This window comes from Brevibacterium litoralis, from assembly GCF_040212315.1.
Taxonomy (GTDB): domain Bacteria; phylum Actinomycetota; class Actinomycetes; order Actinomycetales; family Brevibacteriaceae; genus Brevibacterium; species Brevibacterium litoralis.
Genome location: NZ_JBDIUY010000010.1, coordinates 291,921 through 315,757 on the forward strand (window position 1 = coordinate 291,921; position 23,837 = coordinate 315,757).

Here is a 23,837-nt window from a genome sequence, read left to right on the forward strand (position 1 = left end):
CACCGTCATGCGCTGCGACTACTTCGAGGCCGGCACGTGCACCTCGTGCACCCTCATGGGCACCGACCACCACCGGCAGGTGGCCGACAAACAGGCGGACGCACAGTCGCTGCTCTCCCCCTTCGCGGGGGAGGGCCTGCGCTGGGAGTCCCCGTTCATCGGTGCGGAATCCGGCTTCCGGAACAAGGCGAAGATGGTGGTCGGCGGGACCCGCCGGCGCCCGACGCTCGGGATCCTCGACAGTGAGGGGCACGGGGTCGATCTCCGGCGCTGCGGGGTGATCTCGCCGGGCATGCAGGCCGCGCTCAGGGTGCTCTCGATGCTCGTGAGCATCGCGCGGCTCACCCCCTACGACGTCCGGGCCGACCTCGGCGAGCTCAAGTACGTGCTGGTGACGGAGTCACCGGCCGGTGATCTGCAGCTGCGGTTCGTGCTGCGTTCGACCGATCAGCTCCCGTCACTGCGCGCGCACCTGCCCGGGACGATCGCGAAGTTGCAGGAGGGTCGGCCCGGAATCGCGGTGCTCGCGAGTGCGAACATCCAGCCCGAGCACAAGGCCGTCATCGAAGGGCCGACCGAGATCCCGCTCACCGCGGACCAGTCGCTGCGGATGACGGTCAACGGGATGGACCTGCACCTGCGGCCGCGCAGCTTCTTCCAGACGAACACCGAGGTCGCGGCCGCGCTGTACCGGGCCGGGCGCGACTGGGTCGACGCCCTGGCACCCGCGCGGGTGTGGGACCTGTACTGCGGGGTCGGCGGGTTCGCGCTCCATTTGGCGAGGGAGGACCGGGAGGTCACCGGCGTCGAGGTGTCCGCCGAGGCGATCGACTCCGCGGCGCTCACGACCCGGGAACTCGGACTGCCGGGCACCCGGTGGATCGCCGCGGACGCCACCCGCTGGGCCGGGGAACAGCCGGTGTCCGACCGCCCCGACCTCGTCGTCGTGAATCCCCCGCGGCGGGGACTCGGAGCAGAGCTGTCGAGCTGGCTGGAGGACAGCGGGATCGACACCGTCCTGTACTCCAGCTGCAATGCACGCTCTCTCGCGAAGGACCTGGAGCGGATGCCCTCCCTGCGGCCGGTGCGCGCCCGGGTGTTCGACATGTTCCCGCAGACGCGGCACTACGAGGTGCTCACGCTCCTGACCCGTGGCTGAGGCCCGATCCGACCACGACGGGCGTGGGCTCCGCGCCCGGTTCCGCGGTCCAACTCAGGTGCGCCACCCGACGTCGGTCGTCGTCGAACAGGTGCCCCATCCGCTTGTGGTAGTGCAACTGGATGTTGCGGTCGGCGACGACGACGTCGAGCTCCGCGACCAGACGCGCCTCGACGTCGACCGCTTCCGCGAGGTCCTGCAGCCACAGGATCGCGTAGAGATTGTAGGGCCCACCGGACACCGCGATGCACAGTCGCGTCCCGGGGATCGAACGGATCCGCGCGGCGATCTCGTCGAGTCGGTGCGCCGGGGCGATCATGTGGAGCGCGAGTCCGTGCGGCCAGTCGCTCGCCTCCAGCCCGAGGTCCACCCGTTGCGCGAGGAGCCCGGAGCGCAACATCCCCCGGGTCAGGCGGCGGGCGTGCGCGTCCGAGGTGCCCAGGTCCCGGGCGAGCATCGCGGACCCGGCCCGCCCGTCCGTCTCGAGCACCCGGAGCACGGTGAGTGCCCGGGGATCGGTGAAGGAGACGGGGGAGGGCGCCTCGGCGGCGGGGGACGCGGGGGGCGCAGGGGTCTGCGGCAGGGCCCGCCACCGGGACCCCTCCGCGTAGGTGCGGGTGATGGCCGCCGACCGGACCGCGAGGACCCCGGGGCCACCGGCCACGTGTCCGTTGAGGACCTCCCGGAACTCGCGGACGTCCTGGGTGATGACGACGAGTCGGAAGGTGTATTCGCCGGTCACCTCGGAGACGCTGAGGATCCGGGGATGCCGGCTGAGATGGGCGGCGACCCGGGCGATGGAGTCCGGTGCGCACCGCACCTCGACGTGGGAGAGCACCACCCGGCGGTCGAGGCCGGGGTACGTGGTGATCCACGCGGCGCCCCGGTCGACCAGTTTCTGCCACCGACGACGAGCGGTCACCGGGGTCAATCCTGTGATCTGCGCCACATCGGACCAGGGGCGACGGGGGTCGTCTGCCAGGGCATCGGACAGGGCGTAGTCCGATCCGGACAACCCGCTGCCGTATGCCTGGGTGTGCATGTGCGATTCCATCGTTCTCAGTGTCCTTGTGATCCGTTTCCTCGACATTTCGCGCTCGTGTGATCCAGACCCTAAGGTATGGGCAATCTTCCCGGCCCGGGCCCCTTCCCGGGCGCATCCGTACCCGGACGCATCCCCACCCACTCCCGCCTCCCCACGACGAGGAGAATCCCCATGACCGGCAACGACGTGAAACCCGACCTCACCGGTGGTGTGGCCTTCGGGCCCGATGTCCGCGGCCTCACCCGTGTGCTCGCCTTCATCGAGAAGTGGGGCAACAAGCTGCCCCACCCCTTCTACCTGTTCGCGATCATCGCGGCGCTCATCGCCGTGGTGTCCGCGATCGTCTCCGCCACCGGCGCGACGACCTACGACCCGGCGACCGGTGACGAACTGCCGGTCAAGAGCCTGCTGTCGGGGGAGGGCGCGGCCTACGCGTTCACCTCGGCGATCGACAACTTCGTCGAGTTCCCGCCCCTGGGCCTCATCATCACGGTGATGCTCGGTATCGGTCTGGCCGAGCGCGTGGGTCTGCTCAGCACCTTCATGCGGGGCTCCGTGCTCGCCGCGCCGGGTTGGGCCGTCACCTTCGTCGTCGTGCTCATCTCCCTGCTCGGCAACCTGGCGAGCGACTCCGCGATGGTGATCGTGCCGCCGCTGGCCGCCGTCGCCTTCATGGTGGCCGGGCGGCATCCGCTCGTCGGGTTCGGCGCCTCGTACGCGGCGGTCACCGCCGGATTCAGTGCGAACCTCATCCCGGCGGGCACCGACGTCCTGCTCTCGGGCATCACGACCTCCGCCGCGCAGCTGGTCGACCCGGAAGCGGTGATCTCGCCGATCGCCAACTACTACTTCATGGGTGTCTCGACACTTCTGCTCGCCGTGTCGATCACCCTCGTCACCGGGTTCGTCGAGAAGCGCCTGGGCACGTACACCGGTGACGCCGAGGCGGACTCCGAACAGCTGCGTCCCGAGGAGAAGAAGGGGCTGCTGCGCGCGGGTCTGGCGATCCTCGTCTACCTCGCCGTGCTCGTGCTCGCCCTGCTGCCGGCCGGGTCGCCCTTCCGCGGTGAGGAGGGTGCGATCCTCCGCTCGCCGTTCATGAGCTCGATCCCCGTCTTCCTCATGCTCCTGTTCCTCATCGCCGGTGTCACCTACGGCATCACCGCGAAGACCCTCACCGCCTGGGACGACGTGCCCCGGATGATGGCCGACGCGGTGAAGGAACTGGTGCCGTTCATCGTCGTGATCTTCACAGCGGCCCAGGCGATCGCCTGGTTCAGCTGGACGAACCTGGGGATGCTCATCGCCACGAACGGCGCTGACTTCCTGGAGTCGGCGAACCTGAACGGTGTGGGCGGTCTGCTCATCTTCGCCCTGTTCGTCACGCTGCCGGGTCTCATGATCACGAGTGGTTCCGCACTCTGGACCCTGCTCGCGCCGATCTTCGTACCGATGTTCATGCTCGCCGGCGTCGACCCGGCCGCGACCCAGGCGGCCTTCCGCATCACCGACTCCTCGACGAACACCCTGGTGCCCATGAATCCGATGATCCCCGTGATCCTCGGCCTCATGCAGAAGTTCGAGCCACGCGCGGGCCTGGGCACACTGTTCTCCCTCATCCTGCCGTTCACCGCCGTCATCTGGATCGTCTGGCTGCTGCAGTTCCTCGTCTGGGGTCTGCTGGGTCTGCCCGTCGGTCCGGGTCACGGGATCATGCTGTGACCGGAGTCCCCGCGTGTCCCCGCACGCTTCCTCGCCCCTCCTGATCCCTCCCCAGACAGACAAGGACGCATCCCCATGACCACCATCCCCACCGGTTCCGTCACCGCTCCGATCGTCGCGGACCTGCGCGAGCGGTTCCTGCCGGCCCGGCTGCCGGTGCTGCTCGACGTCGCCGCGGACATCCACGCCCACCCGGAGATCCGGTTCACCGAGGAGCACGCGGCCGCGCGGCTCACCGTGGAGCTGGAGACCCTCGGCTTCGACGTCCAGCGCGGCTACGCGGACCTGCCGACCGCCTTCATCGGCCGCTGGGAGACCCCCGGCGCCGACGACACGACGCCCACGATCGCCTTCTTCTGCGAGTACGACGCGCTCGAGGGCATCGGTCACGCCTGCGGGCACAACATCATCGCGGCCTCGGGCCTGGGTGCGGCGGTGCTCACGAAGGATGCACTCGAAGCCGGGGCGGGCGCTGCCGCCGGCGCGATGGCGGGGGCCGAGGAGTCGGTCGAGGCGCGGATCGTCGTCATCGGATCGCCCGGTGAGGAGGGCGCGGCCGGGAAGGTGCCGATGATCGAGGCCGGTGTGCTCAAGGGCATCGACCTGGCGCTCATGATCCACCCGTCCGGATACGACGAGGCGGACTTCCTGTCCCTGGCCCGCGTGGCCCTCGACGTGGACTTCACCGGTCGGGCGAGCCACGCGGCCGCGAGCCCGGAGGCGGGGATCAACGCGCTCGACGCCTCGACCCTCTCGCTCACCGCCATCGGTCTGCTCCGCCAACAGCTGCGCGACGACGCCCGGGTGCACACCATCGTCACCGACGGTGGGCAGGCACCGAACATCATCCCGGAACACACGGCGCTGCGCTGCTTCGTGCGGGCCGCCGACCGTGACTACCTGCTCGATACGCTCGTGCCGAAGGTGGAGAAGTGCTTCGAGGGTGCGGCGATCGCCACCGGGTGCGAGGTGTCGATCGCGCAGAACACGCCCGCGTACCTGTCGATGGTCTCGAACCCCGTCCTCGTGCGCCTGGCGGAGGAGGCCTTCGTCGCGGTGGGGCGCGAGGTCGAGACCGAGCCGATCGTCGGTGGATCGACCGACATGGGCAACGTGAGCCAGCTCGTGCCCTCCCTGCACCCGATGATCTGCCTGGAGCCGGGGATCGAGAACCACACCCGTGAGTTCACGGCCGCGGCCGGTGCCGAGCAGGCGGAGCCGACGATCGCCGACGGTTCGGTCATCATCGCGGCCACGGCACTGGCGGCCTTCCGTGACCCGGCCCTCGTGGCCGAGGCGCGGGCGGCCTTCGAGTCCCGCTGACCGGTCCGCCGCTGACCGGGCCGTCTCTGCCCCGGCGGTGAAGCGAGATGCAGGTTCTGCCTCGAGACGTGGCCCGCGCAGGCGACATCTCGAGGCAGAACCTGCATCTCACGGTCCGGTACTTCAGCCGAGACGGACCAGGACCCGGGCCCGGCTCAGCTGGGGCGGGAAGCGAAATTGTTGAGCAGCTCGACGTGGCCGGCGACGACGATCCGGTCGTTCTCCCCGATCCGGGTGGCCGGTTCCGCGTGCACGTAGTCGCGATCCGTGGACTTCACGCCCACGACGGTGACGCCGTACTTCTCGCGGATCTTCGACTCCGCCAGGGTGAAGCCCCGGACCTCCTTGGGCGGCAGCATCTTCACGACCGCGAAGTGGCCCTCGTCGAACTCGATGTAGTCCGACATGTTCGAGGACACGAGGCGGGCGGCACGCGCACCGGCCTCCTTCTCCGGATGGAGCACGTTGTGGGCGCCGATCCGCTTGAGCACGGTGCCGTGGGCCGCACTGATCGCCTTGGCCCACACCTTCGTGAGTCCGAGGTCGATGAGGTTCGCGGTCGCCAGCACACTCGCCTCGATCGAGGTACCGATCCCGACGACGGCGGTCGAGAAGTCGTCGGCGCCGACCTGGCGCAGCGCGTCGATGTTCGTCGCGTCCGCCTCGACGACATGGGTGAGGCGGCCCGACCAGGTCTGGACGAGTTCCGGGTTCCGCTCGATCGCCATCACCTGACGCCCCATCGTCGTCAGCTGCTGCGCCGTGGAGGAGCCGAACCGACCGAGACCGACGACGAGGACGGAGTCCTCGGGCGCGCGGTCCCGCCGGTCGTTCTTGCGCTTAGCCAATGATCGGTCTCTCCTCGGGGTATCGGTAGAAGCGGCGGGTGTTCTGGTTCGACAGGGCCGCGGCCAGGGTAATCGTACCCAGGCGTCCCAGGAGCATGAGGAAGCTGAGGATGAAGAGGGCGGGGGTGTTGGCCGCCGCGGACACCCCGGAACTCAGTCCGGAGGTGCCGAAGGCGGAGATCACCTCGAACAGGACGAGGTCGAGCGGCATCCGCGTGGCCTGCAGGACGGCGAGTGTCCCGGCGATGACGATGAAGAACCCCGCGAGGGTCACGGACACGGCGATCTTCACGACCCCCGGGTCGATCCGGCGCCGGAACGCGGTGACGTCGGTGAAACCGCGGGCCTCCGCATAGGCGGCGAGCACGAGGACGGCGAGCGTGGTGACCTTGATGCCACCGCCGGTCGAGGACGACCCGCCCCCGATGAACATGAGCACGTCGGTGACGAGGTGCGTGGTCTGGTTCATCTCCGCGACGTCCATCGTGTTGAACCCGCCGGAGCGGGGCATCACCGCGAGGAACAGGGTTTCCAGGACCGTCTGCCCGAATCCCTTGTCGCCCAGGGTGCGCGGGTTCGACCCCTCGAAGAAGTAGAGGAGGAAGGCGCCGACGGCGACGAGGATGCCCGAGGTCGCGAGCGTGAGCTTGGTGTGGAGGTCCCACTTGGAGGGTGTCCGCCACGACAGTGACATGACGAGCACGCAGGGGAACCCGAGTGCCCCGACGAACACGGCGACCATGATGACGGAGATGATCCACGGGTCGTCCGCGAAGTACTCCATGCCGCCGGGGTGGATGGCGAACCCGGCGTTGTTGAACCCGGAGATCGCGTAGAAGACCGAGTACCAGAGGGCGTCGCCGAACTCCTCGCCGCGCATGAGGAAGCGGGGGAACAGGAGGCTGGCGATGACGCCCTCCGCGATGAGCACCGTGTACACGACGGTCCGCAGCAGGGTGCCGACCTGTCCGACGTTGTACGTGTTCGTCGCCTGCGCGGCGATGAGCTTCTGCCGGACCCCGAGCTTGCCGGAAGCGGCCATCCCGAGCAGCGAGGCGAGGGTGAGGATCCCCAGGCCGCCCACCTGGATGCCGGCGGTGATGACGGAGACTCCGAAGTCCGACCAGTACTCCTCCGTGTTCACCGGGGTCAGGCCGGTGACGCAGACCGCGGAGACCGCGACGAACACGATCGTGGCGAAGTGCCAGTCCTCCGGGTTCCGGTGGGACACCGGCAGGCACAGCAGGACGATGAAGACGAGGATGACGCCGACGAACGACAGGATCGCCAGGCGCGCGGGCGAGGCGGCGGCGAGTCGGTCGAGGAAGTCGCGGAACCGGCGGCCGGTGGTCACCATCCGGTCGGCCCGGGACCTGTACGGTACGGGTTCGGTCACGGGCACCACTCTAGGCGGATCCGCGCCCGAGGCGCCCTGCCCTCCGACACGCCCCGTGCACTCCGGTGCACGGGGCGGCGGGAAGAGTGGGGCGCGGGTGCGGCCGGGACGGCCTGAACCACCCGGAATCTAAAGCCAACCTATTGATCGTTCGGTCCGAATTCAAGAGGATGAGGGCATGAAAGCACTCGTGTTCCACGGCCCCGGCGACGTCCGATACGACGAGGTGCCCGACCCGCACCTCGCAGACGACCGCGGGGTGATCGTCCGGGTGACCCGGGCGAGCATCTGCGGCAGCGACCTGCACATCTACCACGGTGAGGGCTTCTCCCCGGAGCCCGGATACGTCGTCGGGCACGAGGCCGTCGGCGAGATCGTCGAGGTCGGCGCGCAGGTCGACCGGGTGCGCGTCGGACAGCGGGTGCTCGTGCCGGCCTCCGTCGGCTGCACCCGGTGTGCCGCCTGCGGCCGGGGTGAGGTCGGACAGTGCACCACCCGGTCCGGCTCCCTGGAGAAGTGCTACGGACTCAGTGCCGCACTGCCCGGCTCGCAGGCCCAGTACCTCGCGGTGCCCGACGGCGACGTCAACTGCGTGCCGATCCCCGACGGCGTCGACGACGACGCGGCCGTCACCCTCACCGACGCGACGGCCACCGCCCACTACGGCCTGCGGCGCGCACGCCCCCGGCCCGGGGAGTCGATCGCGGTCGTGGGGCTCGGTCCGATCGGGCAGATGGCGGCGTCCCTGGCACTGCTGCAGGGCGCCTCGGCGGTGTACGGGATCGATCCGGTCGCCGAGCGGCGGGACATGGCGGAGGCGGCCGGCATCATCCCGGTGGCGGTGCCGACGGGCGCCGCCGGTGAGCAGGGAACCGCCGGTGCGGAGGGCGCCGCCGAGGTGCCCGATCCGGTCCGGGTGATCCGCGCGGCGACCGACGGGGGAGTCCACGCCGCCGTCGAGGCGGTCGGGGCCGATGCGACGATCCGCACCGCCCAGCGGGTGGTGCGGCGGCAGGGGCGGGTGAGCGTCGTCGGCGTCAACCGGAACCACGCCTTCCCGTTCCACATGGAACTCGCCCAGGTGAAGGAGCTGGAGTTCGCGATCGGCCTGTGCTCGGTGCAGGCGGAGCTGCCGACCCTGCTGCCGCTCGTCGCCTCCGGCCGCCTCGACCCGGGACGGATCGTCACCCACCGACTGCCGCTGTCCGCCGGGAGAGAGGCCTACGCCCTCATGGACACCCGCGCCGAGGGGGTCTGCAAGATCACCCTCGACCCCTGGGCGGTGTGACCGGCGACCCGGCCCCGCTACCCGGGAGTGACAGGCGTTACAGTGGTCCGCATGACCAGCAGGGAGCGGGTGGCCGAGCCCACGGACGTGTACGTGGTGTGGGAGCCGACCTTCACGGAGTACGACTTCGGGCCGGGGCACCCCATGCACCCCCTGCGCCTGGACCTCACGGCGGCGCTCGCCACCGAGTTCGGCGTCTTCGACAACTCCCGGGTGCACGTCCACGGGGTGGGTGAGGCCGAGGAGGACACCCTCCTGGCGCTCCACGACGAGGCCTTCGTCGACGCGGTCAAGAAGGCGGGCGAGCGGACGAGCGTCGATGCGATCACCACGGCCACCTACGGTCTCGGTACCGACGAGGTGCCCCGTTTCGACCGCATCCACGAGGCCTCGGCGCGCATCTACCAGGGCAGCGTCGACGCCGCCCGGGCGATCATCTCCGGTCGGTACGACCGGGCCGTGAACTTCTGCGGCGGCATGCACCACGCCATGCCCGCGAAGGCCGGCGGGTTCTGCGTCTACAACGACGCGGCCGGCGCGATCCAGCAGTTCCTCGACGCCGGGTACCAGCGGGTCGTGTACATCGACCTCGACGCCCACCACGGCGACGGGACCGAGACCTTCTTCTGGGACGACCCGCGGGTCCTCACCGTCTCCATCCACGAGAACGGCCGGTTCCTCTACCCCGGCACGGGGTTCCCCAACGACATCGGGGGTCTCAAGGCCGCCGCGAGTGCGGTGAACATCCCCATGCCCCCGCGGGCCCGCGACGAGGACTGGCTGCGCGCCCTCGACGCGGTCCTGCCCAAGGTCCTGCGCGAGTTCAACCCGCAGGTGATCGTTTCCCAGCACGGCTGCGACGGTCACCGTGAGGACCCGCTCACCCACCTGCGTCTGAGCATCGACGCCATGCGGGTCGCCTCGACGTGGATCCGTGACCTCTCCGAGGAACTGTGCGACGGCAGGTGGCTGGCGACCGGCGGTGGCGGCTACGCGGTCGTCGACGTTGTCCCCCGCGTGTGGAGCAGCCTCGTGGGGATCTCCGCGGGCCTCGACATCGGGCCGTGGGAACCGACCCCTCCGGAGTGGCAGCACTACGTGCGCCAGAAGACGGGGCGGCCGGCCCCGGAGATCATGACGGACGGTTACGAGGGCGAGTACAAGCCCTGGACGGAGGGGTTCGACCCCGAGTCCGACCTCGACCGTGCCGTCATGGCGGTGCGCAAGAACGTGTTCCCGTTCTACGGCCTGGATCCCTATTTCGACTGAGCGGAACCCGGCCGCGATATGTGCTGCGGACGGGCTATTTGGCCGTATAGCGCGGCTGCAACACATAGCGCGTCCAGGATCCGGACGGGGCGCCGGAGGTCACGGTCCGGCATCACCGGGCTGTGAGATGAGCGACTCTTTTGGGCGCCGGTGGCCCGAAGAGATAGAATCGAGCGGTTATGTTCACCGTGTGGACACCCGGAGGTCCTCTCACAGGGGCCCTCGGTGCCACCCTCGTCATCGACCGCTGGAGGTTACACAGTGGGTTCCGTCATCAAGAAGCGTCGTAAGCGTATGGCCAAGAAGAAGCACCGCAAGCTTCTTCGCAAGACCCGCCACCAGCGTCGCAACAAGAAGTAAGACTTCCGCATGCGCCCCCGCCCGGTGAACCCGTGTGGGGGCGTGTCCGCGTACGGGCGCCTGGTGTGACCTGCGCGGTCACAGTCCGGTCCGACCCGGACCCGCGTCCGGAGGCGTGGACAGGACGGGGAGACACCATGAGCACCGCACTGCACTTCTACACCCGTGCCGACTGTCATCTGTGCGACGACGCCCGTGTCGTCGTCGGGTCGGTGCTCGCGGACCGTGACGACGTCACCTTCCACGAGATCGACATCGATGCCCCGGACACCCCGGCGGACCTGCGTGCACGATACGACTGGGACGTGCCCGTCGTCGTCCTCGACGGCAGGCAGCACAGTGTCCACCGTGTCGATGCCGGCCGACTGCGCTCCGCACTCGACCGTCTCGCCGCCCGCTGACGTCCCACCCCATCTCCCGCACCGACACCGCAGCAGACCACCCCGAGGAGGCAGATCCCGACGTGAGCACACCCGCGCCCGTCGTCGGACGACTCCCGGGATACCTGCAGGCACTGGAGGCCCTGGCCGCGGCCGGGGTCGTCACCGTCTCCAGCGAGGAACTCGCCGGTCGCTGTGGTGTCTCGTCCGCCGTTCTGCGTCGCGACCTCTCGCACGTCGGGGCCACCGGACGCCGTGGTGTCGGCTACGACTGCCCGACCTTGGCCGCCCGACTGCGGACCTTCCTCGGCCTCGACCGGACGCGCCGCATCGCCATCGCCGGTGCCGGTCGCCTGGGTTCGGCCCTGGCCGACTACGCGGGTATCCACGACTCCGGTTTCGAGCTCGTGGGCGTGCTCGACGTCGACGACCGGTTGGTCGGGTCCGCGGTCGGAGGAGTCCGGGTGGCCCACCTCGACACCCTCGACGGACTCGTCCGGGACCACGGGGTGGAGCTCCTCGTGATCGCCGTTCCGGCGCCCGCCGCGCAGGACGTGGCGGACCGCGCCGTCGCCGCCCGGGTGCGGGGACTGCTCAACTTCGCCCCCGTGGTCCTGTCCGTCCCCCCGGAGGTCCCCGTGCGGCACGTGGACCTCGCCACGGAGCTCCAGGTGCTCGCCCACCACACCGCCGCACCGTCCACCACCGGTAACACGATCAGGGAATCGCTGTGACACTTCTCGTCCTGGGTATCTCGCACCGCTCGGCCCCCATGTCCCTCCTCGACGCCCTCGCGATCGACGGCGCCCAGTCGGAGGCGCTCCTGGAGAAGGCCCTGCACGGGGAGTACGTCGAGGGGGCGACCGTGCTCGCCACCTGCAACCGGCTGGAGATCATCGCGGACGTCGGTGCCTTCCACGGGGGCCTGGCGGACCTGGGCGGGACGCTCGTCAAGACCGTCGGGATCGACTGGAACACGCTCTCGGAGCACGTCTACGTGTACTTCGACGAGAAGGCCGTCGAACACCTGCTCACGCTCGCCGCCGGACTCGACTCGATGGCCGTCGGCGAGGCCCAGATCCTCGGTCAGCTGCGTGGTGCCTTCACCCGCGCCCAGGAGGCCGACCGTCTCACCGGACATCTGTCCGACGCCATACAGCAGGCCCTCCGGGTCGGCAAGCGTGCCCACTCCGAGACCCGCCTCGACTCCGTCTCGCAGTCCCTCCTCGACACCTCCTTCGCCGCGGCCCGCCGCCACATCGGTCCCCTCGACCGGGCCCAGGCACTCGTCGTCGGAGCCGGTGCGATGTCCGGGCTCACCGTCGCGAGCCTGCACCGGGCCGGCGTCAAGCGGATCACGGTCATCAACCGGACCCTGGAGAAGGCCGAACGCCTGGCCGAACCCGTGGGCGGCCGGGCCGTCGCCCTCGACCACGATTCCCTCGTGCGGGAGATCGGAGAGGCGGACCTCATCGTCTCCGTCACCGGTGCCCGGGGGACCGTGCTCGGGAAGGACCTCGTGATCGAGGGCATGCAGACCGACCTCGACGAGCAGCCCCACAAGTTCTTCGTCGACCTCGCGCTGCCCCACGACATCGACCCGGAGGTCGGTGAACTGCCCTACGTGCGCCTGCTCGGCCTCGACGACCTCTCCGGCCTGTACAAGAAGTCGGAGGCCGCCTCGAGCGCGGACGTCCTGGAGATCCTCGGCCAGGTGAAGGGGATCATCGCCGAGGAGATGGAACAGATCGAGGCCGGCCGCCGCGCCCGCGAGATCGCTCCGACGCTCGCCGCCCTCCGCAACCACGCCGTCGAGGTCGTCGAGTCCGAGTTCGCCCGTCTGCGCAACAAGCTCGGTGACACCGTCGACGAGAAGGCACTGACGGAGATCCGCAAGACCCTGGGCCGCGCCTCCGACAAGATCATCCACACGCCGACCGTCAAGGTGAAGGAACTCGTCGCCGACGACTCCGGTGTCGACTACGCCGCGGCACTGTCGGCCCTCTTCGACCTGCGCGACCGCGGGACCGGACCCGTCGACGCGACCAAGCTGCCGGTGGACGAGGACGGGGGACTGCCGGCGGCCGTCCCGCAGCAGGTGGTCGACCCGACGGCCGACGGCAAACGCCCGGTCGCCGACCACACGCTGCAGACGGTCGAGCCGCCGGAGTGGAACGGTCACACCGTGCGCCTGGGCACCCGCCGGTCCCAGCTCGCGCGCTCCCAGTCGATCGCACTGGCCCAGCAGCTGGCCCGCCACACCGGCTGGCGCGTGCAGATCGTCGAGGTCGTCACCGAGGGCGACGTCAACATGACCCCTCTCGCCTCGCTCGGTGGGACGGGCGTGTTCGTCTCCGCCGTCCGCACCGCCCTGCTCACCGGCAAGGTCGACCTGGTCGTCCACTCCCTCAAGGACCTGCCCACGGCACCGGCCGCCGGCATCCACCTGGGCGCCGTCCCGCCCCGCGTGGACCCCGCCGACGTCCTCATCGCGCGTGACGGCCTCACCCTGCGCGAGCTGCCGGCCGGGTCCACCATCGGCACCGGATCGCCGCGCCGCGCCGCCCAGATCCGGGCCCTGCGCCCCGACCTCCAGGTCAAGGGCGTGCGCGGCAACGTCGACACCCGCATCCGCCACGTCACCGAGGGCTCCCTCGACGCCATCGTCCTCGCCGCCGCCGGTGTCCGCCGTCTGGGCCGTCTCGACGAGGTCACCGACGTCCTCGACTCCGCCGTCATGCTCCCGGCCCCCGGCCAGGGTGCGCTGGCCGTCGAGTGCCGCGCGGCGGAGTCCGACATCGACGCCAACGACGCGATGCTGCGTACCGCTCTCAAGTCCGTCCACGACGAGGCGACCGCGCTCACCGTCCTGTGCGAACGCGCCGTGCTCTCCCGCGCGGAGGCCGGCTGCTCCGCCCCGATCGGCGCCTTCGCCGAGCTCGACGGGCGCGCGCTCACCCTCACCGCGGTGATGGCCGACGACGCCGGCCGCCTGCGCCGGATCAGCGACGTCGAGGAACTGCCCAAGCACTCCGCCTCGACCGGGGAACCGGAGGTCGTGCTCGCGGCCAAGCGCCTGGGCCACCGCGTCGCCGACGCGCTGCTGGGCTCCCTCGGGTCCGTCCCGGACACCATCACCTCGAACGCTCCGGAGAGCCACGTCGCGACCCTGCCGGAGGACGCGCAGGAGCCCGCCGAGGCGCCCTCGGAGGTCTCCCGATGACCGCCGTCCCGGACGGGGTCCGGCGTCCCACCCGCCTGGTGCCGGGCCGTGCGATCGTCCACTCCCTCGGGGCCGGCCCCGGGGACCCGGGCCTCATGACACTGCGCGGGGCGGACCTACTGCAGGGCGCCTCGGCGGGGGTGAGCGACGAGCGTGTGCCCGACGACATCGTCGACGCCTCCGTGCCGGCGGCGGTCGAGCGGATCACCTCGGCGGACCTCGGACAGACGACCACCACCCGGGGTCGGCGCCTGGTGGCGTTGGCCCGGGACCACGGCACCGTCGTGCGGATCGTGCCGCACGACGGTGTGCTGTTCTCGACGACCACCGACGAGGCGGCCGCCGTCATGCGCGCCGAGGTCGACGTCGAGATGGTGCCCGGTGTGGGCATCAGCTCGTCGATCTCCGCCTTCACCGGTACTCCGATCACCACGAACCGCACCCGGTCGGTCCGGTTCGTCGAGGCCGGTCCGCAGACCCACACGGACGTGTCGCGCCACCGCAACACCGGGCACGTGGTGTCCGGGCGGCCCGCGCGGATCGCCGAGGCGGTCGCCGCCCTCCTCGAGGACGGGTGGGACGCGGACGTCCCCGTCCTCATGACGACCGGGCTGTCGACCCTCGAACAGGTGACGATCGAGGCGACCCTCGGCACGGCCGTCGAGCGTCTGGAGACCGAACGCGCGGCGGGGGAGTGCCTGGACTGCGACGTCCACATGCTGCTCGGCCACGCGATCGAGAAGCGGGCCGACCTCAGCTGGTTCGAGTCGAAACCGCTGTTCGGCTGGAAGGTCCTGGTGCCCCGGACCAAGGAACAGGGCGCGTCCACCCGGGAACTGTTGGCCGGTTACGGCGCGGAGGGCACCGTCGTCCCGACGATCGTCGTCCAGCCGCCGCGCACCCCGACGAAGATCCAGAAGGCCATCCGGGCGCTCGTCGACGGTGACTACCAGTGGGTCGGATTCACCTCGGTCAACGCCGTCCGCGCCGTCCGGATGCGGGTGACCGAGCTGGGCCTCGACGTCCGGGCGCTCGCGGGTCTCAAGGTCGCCGCCGTGGGCGGGCGGACCGCCGATTCCCTGCGGGAGTGGGGCATCGAACCGGACCTCGTGCCGTCCGGGGAACACTCCGCACGCGGTCTGCTGGCCGAGTGGCCGGACTTCGATCCGGAGATCGACGCGCTCGGCCGGGTGCTGCTGCCGCGGGCCGACATCGCCACGGACGTCCTGGTCGACGGGCTGCTCGACCGGGGGTGGGACGTCGACGACGTGACCGCCTACCGGACGGTGCGGGCAGCCCCGCCGCCGGCACCGGTGCGCGAGTCCATCAAGTCCGGGGAGTTCGACGCCGTGTTGTTCACCTCGTCCTCGACGGTGCGCAACCTCGTGGGCATCGCCGGCAAACCGCACCGGAACACCGTCGTCGCCTGCATCGGCCCGGCCACCGCGCAGACCGCCCGCGACCACGGTCTCACCGTCGACGTCCTCGCCGCCGAGGCGAATCTGGGATCATTGGTCGAGGGACTGGCGGACCACGCCCGGAAGCTGCGGGCCGAGGACTCCGCCGCGGGCCGAACCCCGACCCGGCCGTCCCGTTCACGCGTCCGCAGGAGGAAATGACCCACATGAGCGCCTACTCGCTGGCCCCCGGAACCGTCCGTCCCCGCCGTCTGCGCGCGACCGCGCCCTTGCGACGCCTGGTGACGGAGAACCGTCTGCATCCGGCGGATCTGGTCCTGCCGATGTTCGTCAAGGAGACGCTCACGGAACCGGTGGAGCTGCAGGGTATGCCCGGGGTCCTCCAGCACACGCTCACCAGCCTCGTCGATGCGGCGAAGGAGGCCGCGGACGCCGGGGTGGGCGGGATCATGCTGTTCGGCATCCCGGCCGAACGCGACGCGATCGGTTCGCAGGCATGGGCCCCCGAGGGGATCCTCAACCGTGCGATCTCCGCCTGTGTCGAGGCCGTCGGCGATCGCACGGTCGTCATGGCCGACCTGTGCCTCGACGAGTTCACCGATCACGGTCATTGCGGGGTGCTCGCCGCCGACGGGAGCGTCGACAACGACGCCACGCTCGCCCGCTACACGGACATGGCACTCGCCCAGGCCGCGGCAGGCGCCCACGTCCTCGGGCTGTCGGGCATGATGGACGGCCAGGTGGCCGCCGTACGCGACGCCCTCGACACGCACGGGCACACCGACACCGTCATCATGGGCTACACGGCCAAGTACTCCTCGGCCTTCTACGGACCCTTCCGGGAGGCCGTCGAGTCCCAGCTCGAGGGCGACCGCCGGACCTACCAGCAGGACCCCGCCAACGGCCGCGAGGCGATCCGGGAACTCGAACTCGACCTCGCCGAGGGTGCCGACGTCGTCATGGTGAAGCCTGGTCTGCCCTACCTCGACGTGCTCGCCGAGGTCGCGGAGTCCAGCCCCGTCCCGGTCTGGACCTATCAGATCTCCGGTGAGTACGCGATGATCGAGTTCGCCGCACGGGCCGGTGCGATCGACCGGATGCCCGCGATCCTCGAGTCCCTCCTGTGCTTCAAGCGTGCCGGTGCCGACACGATCCTCACGTACTGGGCGACCGAGGTGGCCCGGGAGATCGGGTCGTGAACACCGCACCGGACCCGGCCGACCCGGCGGATTCCGCGGAGTCCCGTCTGACCCGGGAGACTTCCGGACGCGTGGTGCCCATGTGGGACGGTGACGGCCCGGAACCGCAGTGGCTGGACGACGCGGAGATCCGTGCCTGGCGCAATCTCATGCTCAGCCACGAGAACCTGGTCTCGGTGCTCGACCGGGAACTGCGGCGCGCCCACGGCCTCACCCTGCAGGAGTACGAGGTCTTCGTGCGTCTGGCCGAACGCCCCGACCGCACCATGCGCATGGCGGACCTGGCCGACTCCCTGGCCGTCTCCCGCTCCCGGCTCACCCACGTGGTGGCCAAGATGGAGAAGAACGGCTGGGTCGAACGGGTGAGCAGCCTGGACGACCGCCGGGGTGTCGACTGTCGGATGACCGCCGCCGGTTGGGACGCCCACGTCGCCGCCGTGCCCGAACACGTGAACGGGGTGCGCCGCCACCTCATCGACCTGCTCGACGAGACCGAGATCGCAGTGCTGGGCCGTGCCTTCGCGAAGGTCAACGCCCACCTGGAAGGAGAGACCCGATGATCGCAGAGACCACCCGTTCCACCGACCTCTTCACCCGCGCCGCCACGGTGACCCCCGGTGGCGTGAACTCGCCGGTGCGTGCCTTCGGCTCCGTGGGCGGGACCCCGCGTTTCATCGACCACGCGCGCGGTGCCGAACTCGTCGACGTCGACGGGACCTCCTACGTCGACCTCATCGGCTCCTGGGGCCCGATGATCCTCGGACACTCCCACCCGGAGGTGCTGGCCGCCGTCCACGCCGCTGCGGACAAGGGCTTCAGCTTCGGCACCCCGAGCGAGAACGAGGTGCTCCTCGCCGAGGAGATCGTGGACCGGGTCGAACCGGTCGAACAGGTCCGGTTCGTGTCCTCGGGCACCGAGGCGACGATGAGCGCGGTGCGCCTGGCCCGGGGTTTCACCGGCCGTCCCAAGGTCGTGAAGTTCGCCGGCTGCTACCACGGTCACGTCGACGCGCTGTTGGCCGCCGCGGGTTCCGGCCTGGCCACCTTCTCCCTGCCGGATTCGCCGGGAGTGACGGGCGCCTCGGCCGCGGACACCCTCGTCCTGCCCTACAACGACGCCGAGGCGCTCCGGGCCGCCTTCGCCGAGCACGGGGACCAGATCGCCTGCGTCATCACCGAGGCGAGCCCCGGCAACATGGGTGTCGTCCCGCCGCTCGACGGATTCACGAACGTGATCCGTTCGGTGACGAAGGAACACGGCGCCCTCATGATCTCCGACGAGGTCATGACCGGGTTCCGTGTCTCCGAGGCCGGGTGGTACGGCCACGAGGCCGCCACGCTCGGCTACCCCGAGGGCGCGGCCGACCTCTTCACCTACGGCAAGGTCATGGGCGGCGGCTTCCCGGCCGCGGCTTTCGGCGGTCGCCGCGAGGTCATGGAGTACCTGGCCCCCACCGGCCCCGTCTACCAGGCGGGCACGCTCGCCGGGAACCCGGTCGCCACGGCGGCGGGCCTGGCGACCCTGCGGCTGACGCGCGAACTCGACGTCTACTCGCACGTCGAGCGGGCCGCGGACGTCCTGCGCCCGGAGATCGCACACGTTCTCGACGCTGCGGGTGTCCCGCACGTGATCCAGAGCGCGAACTCGATGTTCTCCGTGTTCTTCACCCCCGGCCGCGACGGCGTGGTGCGTGACTACGCCGACGCCCAGGCCCAGGACACCGGCGCTTACGCCGCGTTTTTCACCTCGATGCTCGACCAGGGCGTGCACCTGCCGCCGAGCGCCTTCGAGGTGTGGTTCCTGTCCCTGGCCCACACCGACGAGGTGCTCGAGAAGATCGTCGCGGCACTGCCGGCCGCCGCCCGTGCCGCGGCCGCCGCGCAGTCCGGTGGTGCGGGGCAGGACGCCTGATGACGACGGTGCGCATCCACCTCACCCGTCACGGCGAGGTGTACAACCCCGAGGGCGTGCTCTACGGCCGGCTGCCCGGGTACGGCCTGTCGGACACCGGCCGGGAGATGGCCGAGCGACTGGGCCGCTGGTACCCGGAGAACACGAAGGCCGTCCGTGGTCTCGTCGTCTCGCCGCTCCAGCGCGCCCAGGAGACGGTGGCCCCGATCGCCCGGGCCACCGGGCTCGACCCGGTGACCGACGATCGCGTCATCGAGGCGGCCAATCGGTTCGAGGGCCTGGTCCTCAGCCGTGACCTCAAGCGGCCCGCACACCTCCGCCGCGTGTACAACCCGTTCCGTCCCTCCTGGGGCGAGCCCTACACCGCGCAGGTCCGCCGCATGCGGGCGGCGATCGCCACGCTGCGGTCGCGTCTGCAGCGGGCGGCCGATGCCGAGGGGCTCGACACCGTCGACGGGGTGGTCGTCTCCCACCAGTTGCCCATCTGGGTCACCCGGCTCGCCGCCGAGGGCCGACCCCTGTGGGGCGACCCTCGGCGGCGCGAGTGCGCTCTCGCCTCGGTCACGACTTTCACATACTCCGGGGCCACACTGGACGACGTGCAGTACACGGACGTGTGCGCCGACCTCCAGCCGCAGAAGGCGGTGGCCGGCGCGTGAAGCAGGGTTCTTCGATGAGTCGTCGGGGTGCCATCCGCCTCGGGGCCACCGGTATCGGTGTGCTCGGTGCGGGGGCGCTCCTGGCCGCCTGCGGGTCGGCGACCGATGACCGGCTGGCCGCACAGGCCGGATCCGACCAGGGCTACGTGAGCGGCACGGGTGTCATCACCCAGGTCGCCGAGGCCGACCGCGGTGAACCGCTCGACCTCACCTTCACCACCCTCGACGGGCAGAACCTGTCGCTGGCCGACTGGCGGCCCAAGGCCGTCGTCCTCAACCTCTGGTACGCGGCCTGCCCGCCGTGCCGCAAGGAGGCACCCGCGCTCGAGGCGGTCGCCGGCGAGTTCGCCGACGAGGTCGAGTTCCTGGGCGTCAACGTCCGGGACCAGGCCGCGGCCGCGAACGCCTTCATCGAGAACTTCGGGGTGTCCTACGCGAACATGCTCGACACCGACGGGGCCGTCGTGTCGCTGCTGTCGGGCATCCTGCCGCCGCAGGCCACCCCCTCGACCGTCGTGCTCGACGCACAGGGTCGGGCCGCGGCCCGCGTGGTCGGTGCGGTCGAGGAGTCGACGCTGCGGGGCATCGTCGAGGACGTGCTCGCCGGCTCGTGATCGGACAGACCTTCGCCCAGATCGCCCTCGACGGACCGCTCCTGGTGGCGGTCCTCGTCGCGTTGCTCGCCGGAGCGGTCTCCTTCGTCTCACCCTGCGTGCTCCCGCTCGTGCCCGGCTACGTGGGCTATGTGACGGGACTGACCGGGTCCTCCCTCCAGGAGAAGCAGACCTGGCGGGTCGTCACGGGCGTGGGACTCTTCGTGCTCGGCTTCGCGGTCGTGTTCGTGACCCTCGGGACGGCCTTCTCCGGGCTCGGCTCGGTGCTGTCGGGCCACATCGGTCTCGTCACCCGCCTCATGGGTGTCCTCGTCGTCGTGGCGGGCATCGTCTTCATGGGCGGGCTCGGGTTCCTGCAGAAGGAACGCCGGATCCACGCCCGCCCGAGGGCCGGACTCTGGGGCGCCCCTGTGCTCGGCGCGACCTTCGCCCTCGGCTGGGCCCCGTGCATCGGCCCGACACTCGCCGCGGTGCTCGCCCTGTCGACCGGATTCGGGGCGGACGGCGCGCTGTGGCGGGGCACGCTGCTCACCTTCGTGTACTGCCTGGGACTCGGGGTGCCGTTCCTGCTCGTGGCCATCGGGCTGCAGAAGGGGGCGGGCCGGCTGGCCTGGATCCGTCGGCACCAGACCGCGATCGTGCGGATCGGTGGCGGCATGCTCGTGATCATCGGACTGCTCCTCGTGAGCGGGGTCTGGGAGATGTGGATGAACGCACTGCAGGGACTCATCGCGGACTACGAGGTGGCGATCTGACATGAGGACGACGGAGACCGGGAAGAAGTCGCCCGTGCCGAAGTCGGGTGGGCAGAATCCCGCCGTGACGCAGCCGGACATCGGGGTGATCGGCATGCTGCGCTGGGCGTGGCGGCAGCTCACCACCATGAAGGTGGCGCTCATCCTGCTGCTCGTCCTCGCCCTCGCCGCCGTACCGGGTTCCCTGTTCCCGCAGCGGGTGCAGGACCCGGCGGCGGTGAACAACTGGATCGAGGGCAACGGGACGCTCGGGCAGGTGCTCGACGCCTTCCAGTTCTTCGACGTCTACTCGTCCTTCTGGTTCTCCGCCGTCTACATCCTCCTCATGGTCTCGATGGTCGGCTGCATCCTGCCGCGGACCAAGCAGCACTGGAAGGCGATGCGGGCACGGCCGCCGCGGGCTCCCAAGCGCCTGGGGCGGATGCCCGGGTACCGGGAGTTCGACCTGGCGGACGGAACCGTCGGCTCTGCGGACGCGGAGCCTGCGGGCCGTCCGGAAGGCCAGGGCGCCTCGGCGGCGGGGAACGCGGATTTCCTGGCGCTGGCGCAGGAACGACTGCGGAAGCTCGGGTACCGGACGACGGTGAACGGCGACCACGTGGCCGCCGAGCGGGGGTACCTGCGGGAGACCGGGAACCTGGTGTTCCACGCCTCGCTGTTGGGCGTCGTCGTGACGATGGCGCTGGGGTCCTTCTTCGGGTACTCCGGCCAGCGCGTGCTCGTCGAGGGGGACACCTTCACGAACTCGCTGGTCGCCTACGACTCCTTCGACACCGGGCGGTTCTCCGGGACGGACGACCTCGACCAGTTCCGGTTGCGGCTCGACTCCTTCGACACGGAGTTCGACTCGACCTCGGACCCGAACGGCGCGCAGTTCGGCGCGCCCCGGAAGTTCGACGCGAACGTGACCGTCACGACCGGCGAGGGGGAGGAGTACCAGCAGGTCCTCCGGCCCAACGAGCCCGTGCGGGTGGACGGCTCGCGGGTCTACGTGCTCGGCAACGGGTACGCCCCGGTCGTGACGGTGAAGGACGCGGACGGGAACGTGACGTTCTCCGGTCCCACCGTGTTCCTGCCGGAGGACGCGATGTACACCTCGCGCGGTGTCGTCAAGGTGCCGGACGCCGGTTCCGTCGACACCCAGTTGGGTTTCGCCGGCGTCCTGTTGCCCACCGCCTCGGTGAATGAGCGGAACGAGCTGGAATCCGTGTTCCCGGCGCTGGAGTACCCGGTGCTCGTGATGAACGCCTGGCAGGGGGACCTGGGGCTCGACGAGGGCGTACCGCAGTCGGTCTACTCCCTCGACACGGACGGACTCACGCAGGTGGAGACTCCCGACGGACAGCCACTCACCATGCAGCTGCTGCCCGGGGACGAGGTGGAACTCGGCGACGGGCTCGGCACGGTGACCTTCGAGGGCGTGGAGCGGTTCGTGTCGCTGGACATCCGCCACGACCCCTTCCAGGGTGCGGTGCTCGTGTTCTCCGTACTCCTGTTCCTCGGCCTGGCGGGCTCCCTGTTCGTCCCGCGCCGGCGCGTGTGGGTGCGGGTGGAGGACGGGCATGTCGAGGTGGCGGCCCTGGCCCGGGGCGAGGACCCCGGGGTCGAGAAGGCGGTCGAGGACCTGACGGTAGACTTGCAGCGCCGTTGGGGCGGTGGGGCGGCGAGCTCCACCGGTGAGGCCGGGGCCACGGCGCCCGGCGCGACGGACGGTGACGACGACGGTCGGAAGAGGACTTCATGAACGTGGACTACGAGATGGCCTCCTGGTCGAATCTCCTCATCTATTCCGCGATGGCGGTGTACGCGATCGCGTTCCTCGTCTACGCCTGGGACCTGTTCGGCGGGCGCAGGCTCGACCCGGAACAGGCCGCGGCGGCACGTGAGGCCGCGGGTGCGAAGGTTGCCCGGCGCTCGGCCGGTGGGTCCGTCGCCGTCCTTGAGAAGGACGGTGCCGACGATTCCGCCACGAGTGACGTGCTCGCCGACGACGGTCGGCCGCAGGACGCCTCGGGCACCTGGGGTGCCGGGGCGAAGGCCGCCGCGGACGCCCGCGGGCGGAAGGCCGGGACGGACCGGTCGGTCGGGTCCTCCGTGGACGCGGCCGGGAAGGCCGGGTCCGGTGCCGGGGGGACGGGCGCCTCGGGAGCGGGGGATCGTTGGGCACGGGTGGCGACGGGACTGCTCGTCATCGCGGTCCTGCTGCATGCGGGTGCGGTCGCCACGCGGACACTCGCGGTCATGCGGGTGCCGTGGGGCAACATGATGGAGTATGCGCTCACCGCGAGCGCGATCGTGGGCCTGCTGTACGTCGTGTCGCTGCGGTTCAAGGACCTGCGGTACCTGGGCACCTTCGTGTCCGGCGGGCTGCTCGTGACGCTGGGTCTGTGCATCACCGTGTACTACACCGAGGCCGCGGAGCTGATTCCGGCCCTCCAGTCCTACTGGCTCGTCATCCACGTCCCGATCGCGATCCTCTCGACGGCCCTGCTGTCGATCTCGGCGGCCCTCGCGCTCGTGCAGATCGCGCGGGCGGGGCGGGAGAACGGTGCGGCCTCCGGGCGAGGGTCCGGAGCCGGGCGTGGTCCTGGTCTGGGACCGCGGTGGCTGTCCTTCCTGGATCGTCTGCCCGCGAGCGAGGACATCGAGCGGGTGTCGTACCGGCTCGCGGCCGTCGGGTTCATCACCTGGACGTTCACGCTCATCGCGGGTGCGGTCTGGGCCGAGGTGGCCTGGGGCCGCTACTGGGGGTGGGACACGAAGGAGATCTGGACGTTCGTCGTGTGGGTCGTCTACGCGGCCTACCTCCACGCCCGCGCCACCCGCGGTTGGGGTCCGACCCGCGTGGCGGTCCTCAACCTGATCGGCCTGGCCACGGTGCTCTTCAATTTCACCGTCGTGAACGTCTACTTCAACGGGCTGCACTCCTACTCCGGGATCTGAGTCAGGGCTCTGCTCTCGGGGCTCTGGCGAGCGCTGAGCTGGCCCGCCCGCGTGAAATCACGGGGTTTGTCGCGGATGCCGTGAAACGTTTCACGGCATCCGCGACAAACCCCGTGATTTCACGCGGGCGGGCCAGCTCAGCGCTCGCCAGAGCCCCGAGAGCAGAGCCCTGACTCAGATCCCGGAGTAGGAGTGCAGCCCGTTGAAGTAGACGTTCACGACGGTGAAATTGAAGAGCACCGTGGCCAGGCCGATCAGGTTGAGGACCGCCACGCGGGTCGGACCCCAACCGCGGGTGGCGCGGGCGTGGAGGTAGGCCGCGTA

The 23,837-nt window shown here is 70.4% G+C and carries 21 protein-coding genes and 1 pseudogene; 18 read left to right on the plus strand and 4 right to left on the minus strand.

Annotated elements, in window-relative coordinates; genetic code table 11:
- Window positions 1-7: 7 nt before the first annotated feature.
- Window positions 8-1,159, plus strand: a complete 1,152-nt coding sequence (gene rlmC, locus AAD496_RS03395; RefSeq protein ID WP_349827227.1) for a 23S rRNA (uracil(747)-C(5))-methyltransferase RlmC — start codon at window positions 8-10, stop codon at window positions 1,157-1,159.
- Here the strand turns inward: rlmC and AAD496_RS03400 are convergent.
- Window positions 1,137-2,201, minus strand: coding sequence for an Lrp/AsnC family transcriptional regulator (locus tag AAD496_RS03400; protein ID WP_349827228.1), 1,065 nt, complete (start codon window positions 2,199-2,201; stop codon window positions 1,137-1,139). The genes rlmC and AAD496_RS03400 overlap by 23 nt on opposite strands.
- Window positions 2,202-2,375: 174 nt before the next feature.
- On the opposite strand from AAD496_RS03400, the gene AAD496_RS03405 reads away from it, so the two are divergent.
- Both AAD496_RS03405 and AAD496_RS03410 read left to right on the plus strand, forming a co-directional pair.
- Window positions 2,376-3,926: an AbgT family transporter gene (locus AAD496_RS03405; RefSeq protein ID WP_349827229.1), complete on the plus strand. Its 1,551-nt coding sequence runs from the start codon at window positions 2,376-2,378 to the stop codon at window positions 3,924-3,926.
- Window positions 3,927-4,001: 75 nt separating this feature from the next.
- A complete protein-coding gene (locus tag AAD496_RS03410) occupies window positions 4,002-5,249 on the plus strand; it encodes a M20 family metallopeptidase (RefSeq protein WP_349827230.1) in 1,248 nt (415 codons plus the stop codon).
- A 155-nt stretch (window positions 5,250-5,404) separates the two neighbouring features.
- Here AAD496_RS03410 and AAD496_RS03415 read toward each other — a convergent pair whose 3' ends face one another.
- On the minus strand, window positions 5,405-6,097 hold the full coding sequence (locus tag AAD496_RS03415; protein ID WP_349827231.1) for a potassium channel family protein: 693 nt from the start codon (window positions 6,095-6,097) through the stop codon (window positions 5,405-5,407).
- Window positions 6,090-7,493 (minus strand): TrkH family potassium uptake protein, encoded by a 1,404-nt coding sequence (locus tag AAD496_RS03420; RefSeq protein WP_349827232.1) that lies wholly within the window; start codon window positions 7,491-7,493, stop codon window positions 6,090-6,092. Before AAD496_RS03420 ends, AAD496_RS03415 begins: the two co-directional genes overlap by 8 nt.
- Window positions 7,494-7,671: 178 nt before the next feature.
- On the opposite strand from AAD496_RS03420, the gene AAD496_RS03425 reads away from it, so the two are divergent.
- The 15 genes from AAD496_RS03425 to ccsB all read left to right on the plus strand — a co-directional run bounded on the left by AAD496_RS03425 (window position 7,672) and on the right by ccsB (window position 23,513).
- Window positions 7,672-8,781: an alcohol dehydrogenase catalytic domain-containing protein gene (locus AAD496_RS03425; RefSeq protein ID WP_349827233.1), complete on the plus strand. Its 1,110-nt coding sequence runs from the start codon at window positions 7,672-7,674 to the stop codon at window positions 8,779-8,781.
- A gap of 51 nt (window positions 8,782-8,832) precedes the next feature.
- The gene (locus AAD496_RS03430; RefSeq protein ID WP_349827234.1) at window positions 8,833-10,050 is read left to right on the plus strand and encodes an acetoin utilization protein AcuC; all 1,218 of its coding nucleotides are present in this window, start codon (window positions 8,833-8,835) and stop codon (window positions 10,048-10,050) included.
- A 261-nt stretch (window positions 10,051-10,311) separates the two neighbouring features.
- The gene (locus tag AAD496_RS03435; protein WP_003792170.1) at window positions 10,312-10,410 is read left to right on the plus strand and encodes a 30S ribosomal protein bS22; all 99 of its coding nucleotides are present in this window, start codon (window positions 10,312-10,314) and stop codon (window positions 10,408-10,410) included.
- A 137-nt stretch (window positions 10,411-10,547) separates the two neighbouring features.
- The gene (locus AAD496_RS03440; protein ID WP_349827235.1) at window positions 10,548-10,811 is read left to right on the plus strand and encodes a glutaredoxin family protein; all 264 of its coding nucleotides are present in this window, start codon (window positions 10,548-10,550) and stop codon (window positions 10,809-10,811) included.
- Window positions 10,812-10,822: 11 nt separating this feature from the next.
- On the plus strand, window positions 10,823-11,524 hold the full coding sequence (locus AAD496_RS03445; RefSeq protein WP_349827253.1) for a redox-sensing transcriptional repressor Rex: 702 nt from the start codon (window positions 10,823-10,825) through the stop codon (window positions 11,522-11,524).
- Entirely contained in the window at window positions 11,521-14,013 is a 2,493-nt protein-coding gene (gene hemA, locus AAD496_RS03450) for a glutamyl-tRNA reductase (protein WP_349827236.1), read from the plus strand. The genes AAD496_RS03445 and hemA overlap by 4 nt, the downstream gene beginning before the upstream one ends.
- A complete protein-coding gene (locus AAD496_RS03455; RefSeq protein ID WP_349827237.1) occupies window positions 14,010-15,632 on the plus strand; it encodes a bifunctional uroporphyrinogen-III C-methyltransferase/uroporphyrinogen-III synthase in 1,623 nt (540 codons plus the stop codon). The genes hemA and AAD496_RS03455 overlap by 4 nt, the downstream gene beginning before the upstream one ends.
- Window positions 15,633-15,637: 5 nt before the next feature.
- On the plus strand, window positions 15,638-16,630 hold the full coding sequence (hemB, locus tag AAD496_RS03460) for a porphobilinogen synthase (RefSeq protein ID WP_349827254.1): 993 nt from the start codon (window positions 15,638-15,640) through the stop codon (window positions 16,628-16,630).
- Entirely contained in the window at window positions 16,627-17,190 is a 564-nt protein-coding gene (locus AAD496_RS03465; protein WP_349827238.1) for a MarR family winged helix-turn-helix transcriptional regulator, read from the plus strand. The genes hemB and AAD496_RS03465 overlap by 4 nt, the downstream gene beginning before the upstream one ends.
- Window positions 17,187-18,542, plus strand: coding sequence for a glutamate-1-semialdehyde 2,1-aminomutase (gene hemL, locus AAD496_RS03470; RefSeq protein WP_349827239.1), 1,356 nt, complete (start codon window positions 17,187-17,189; stop codon window positions 18,540-18,542). Before AAD496_RS03465 ends, hemL begins: the two co-directional genes overlap by 4 nt.
- The gene (locus AAD496_RS03475) at window positions 18,542-19,201 is read left to right on the plus strand and encodes a histidine phosphatase family protein (protein WP_349827240.1); all 660 of its coding nucleotides are present in this window, start codon (window positions 18,542-18,544) and stop codon (window positions 19,199-19,201) included. The genes hemL and AAD496_RS03475 overlap by 1 nt, the downstream gene beginning before the upstream one ends.
- Before the next feature lie 14 nt (window positions 19,202-19,215).
- The gene (locus tag AAD496_RS03480; RefSeq protein WP_349827255.1) at window positions 19,216-19,815 is read left to right on the plus strand and encodes a TlpA family protein disulfide reductase; all 600 of its coding nucleotides are present in this window, start codon (window positions 19,216-19,218) and stop codon (window positions 19,813-19,815) included.
- Window positions 19,812-20,570 carry a cytochrome c biogenesis CcdA family protein gene (locus AAD496_RS03485; protein WP_349827241.1) on the plus strand — a complete coding sequence of 253 codons (759 nt, stop codon included), beginning with the start codon at window positions 19,812-19,814 and terminating at the stop codon, window positions 20,568-20,570. The genes AAD496_RS03480 and AAD496_RS03485 overlap by 4 nt, the downstream gene beginning before the upstream one ends.
- Before the next feature lies 1 nt (window position 20,571).
- Window positions 20,572-22,314: a cytochrome c biogenesis protein ResB gene (resB, locus tag AAD496_RS03490; protein ID WP_349827242.1), complete on the plus strand. Its 1,743-nt coding sequence runs from the start codon at window positions 20,572-20,574 to the stop codon at window positions 22,312-22,314.
- Window positions 22,311-23,513, plus strand: a complete 1,203-nt coding sequence (ccsB, locus tag AAD496_RS03495; RefSeq protein WP_349827243.1) for a c-type cytochrome biogenesis protein CcsB — start codon at window positions 22,311-22,313, stop codon at window positions 23,511-23,513. Before resB ends, ccsB begins: the two co-directional genes overlap by 4 nt.
- Window positions 23,514-23,687: 174 nt before the next feature.
- On the opposite strand, the pseudogene AAD496_RS03500 reads toward ccsB, so the two are convergent.
- A pseudogene (locus tag AAD496_RS03500) lies at window positions 23,688-23,837 on the minus strand (c-type cytochrome biogenesis protein CcsB); the annotation flags it as partial.

Coding starts and splice junctions, on each gene's coding strand:
- rlmC (WP_349827227.1), top strand. CDS start 8: ATGCGCTGCGACTACTTCGAGGCCGGCACGTGCACCTCGTGCACCCTC.
- AAD496_RS03400 (WP_349827228.1), bottom strand. CDS start 2,201: ATGCACACCCAGGCATACGGCAGCGGGTTGTCCGGATCGGACTACGCC.
- AAD496_RS03405 (WP_349827229.1), top strand. CDS start 2,376: ATGACCGGCAACGACGTGAAACCCGACCTCACCGGTGGTGTGGCCTTC.
- AAD496_RS03410 (WP_349827230.1), top strand. CDS start 4,002: ATGACCACCATCCCCACCGGTTCCGTCACCGCTCCGATCGTCGCGGAC.
- AAD496_RS03425 (WP_349827233.1), top strand. CDS start 7,672: ATGAAAGCACTCGTGTTCCACGGCCCCGGCGACGTCCGATACGACGAG.
- AAD496_RS03430 (WP_349827234.1), top strand. CDS start 8,833: ATGACCAGCAGGGAGCGGGTGGCCGAGCCCACGGACGTGTACGTGGTG.
- AAD496_RS03440 (WP_349827235.1), top strand. CDS start 10,548: ATGAGCACCGCACTGCACTTCTACACCCGTGCCGACTGTCATCTGTGC.
- AAD496_RS03455 (WP_349827237.1), top strand. CDS start 14,010: ATGACCGCCGTCCCGGACGGGGTCCGGCGTCCCACCCGCCTGGTGCCG.
- hemB (WP_349827254.1), top strand. CDS start 15,638: ATGAGCGCCTACTCGCTGGCCCCCGGAACCGTCCGTCCCCGCCGTCTG.
- hemL (WP_349827239.1), top strand. CDS start 17,187: ATGATCGCAGAGACCACCCGTTCCACCGACCTCTTCACCCGCGCCGCC.
- AAD496_RS03475 (WP_349827240.1), top strand. CDS start 18,542: ATGACGACGGTGCGCATCCACCTCACCCGTCACGGCGAGGTGTACAAC.
- AAD496_RS03480 (WP_349827255.1), top strand. CDS start 19,216: ATGAGTCGTCGGGGTGCCATCCGCCTCGGGGCCACCGGTATCGGTGTG.
- resB (WP_349827242.1), top strand. CDS start 20,572: ATGAGGACGACGGAGACCGGGAAGAAGTCGCCCGTGCCGAAGTCGGGT.
- ccsB (WP_349827243.1), top strand. CDS start 22,311: ATGAACGTGGACTACGAGATGGCCTCCTGGTCGAATCTCCTCATCTAT.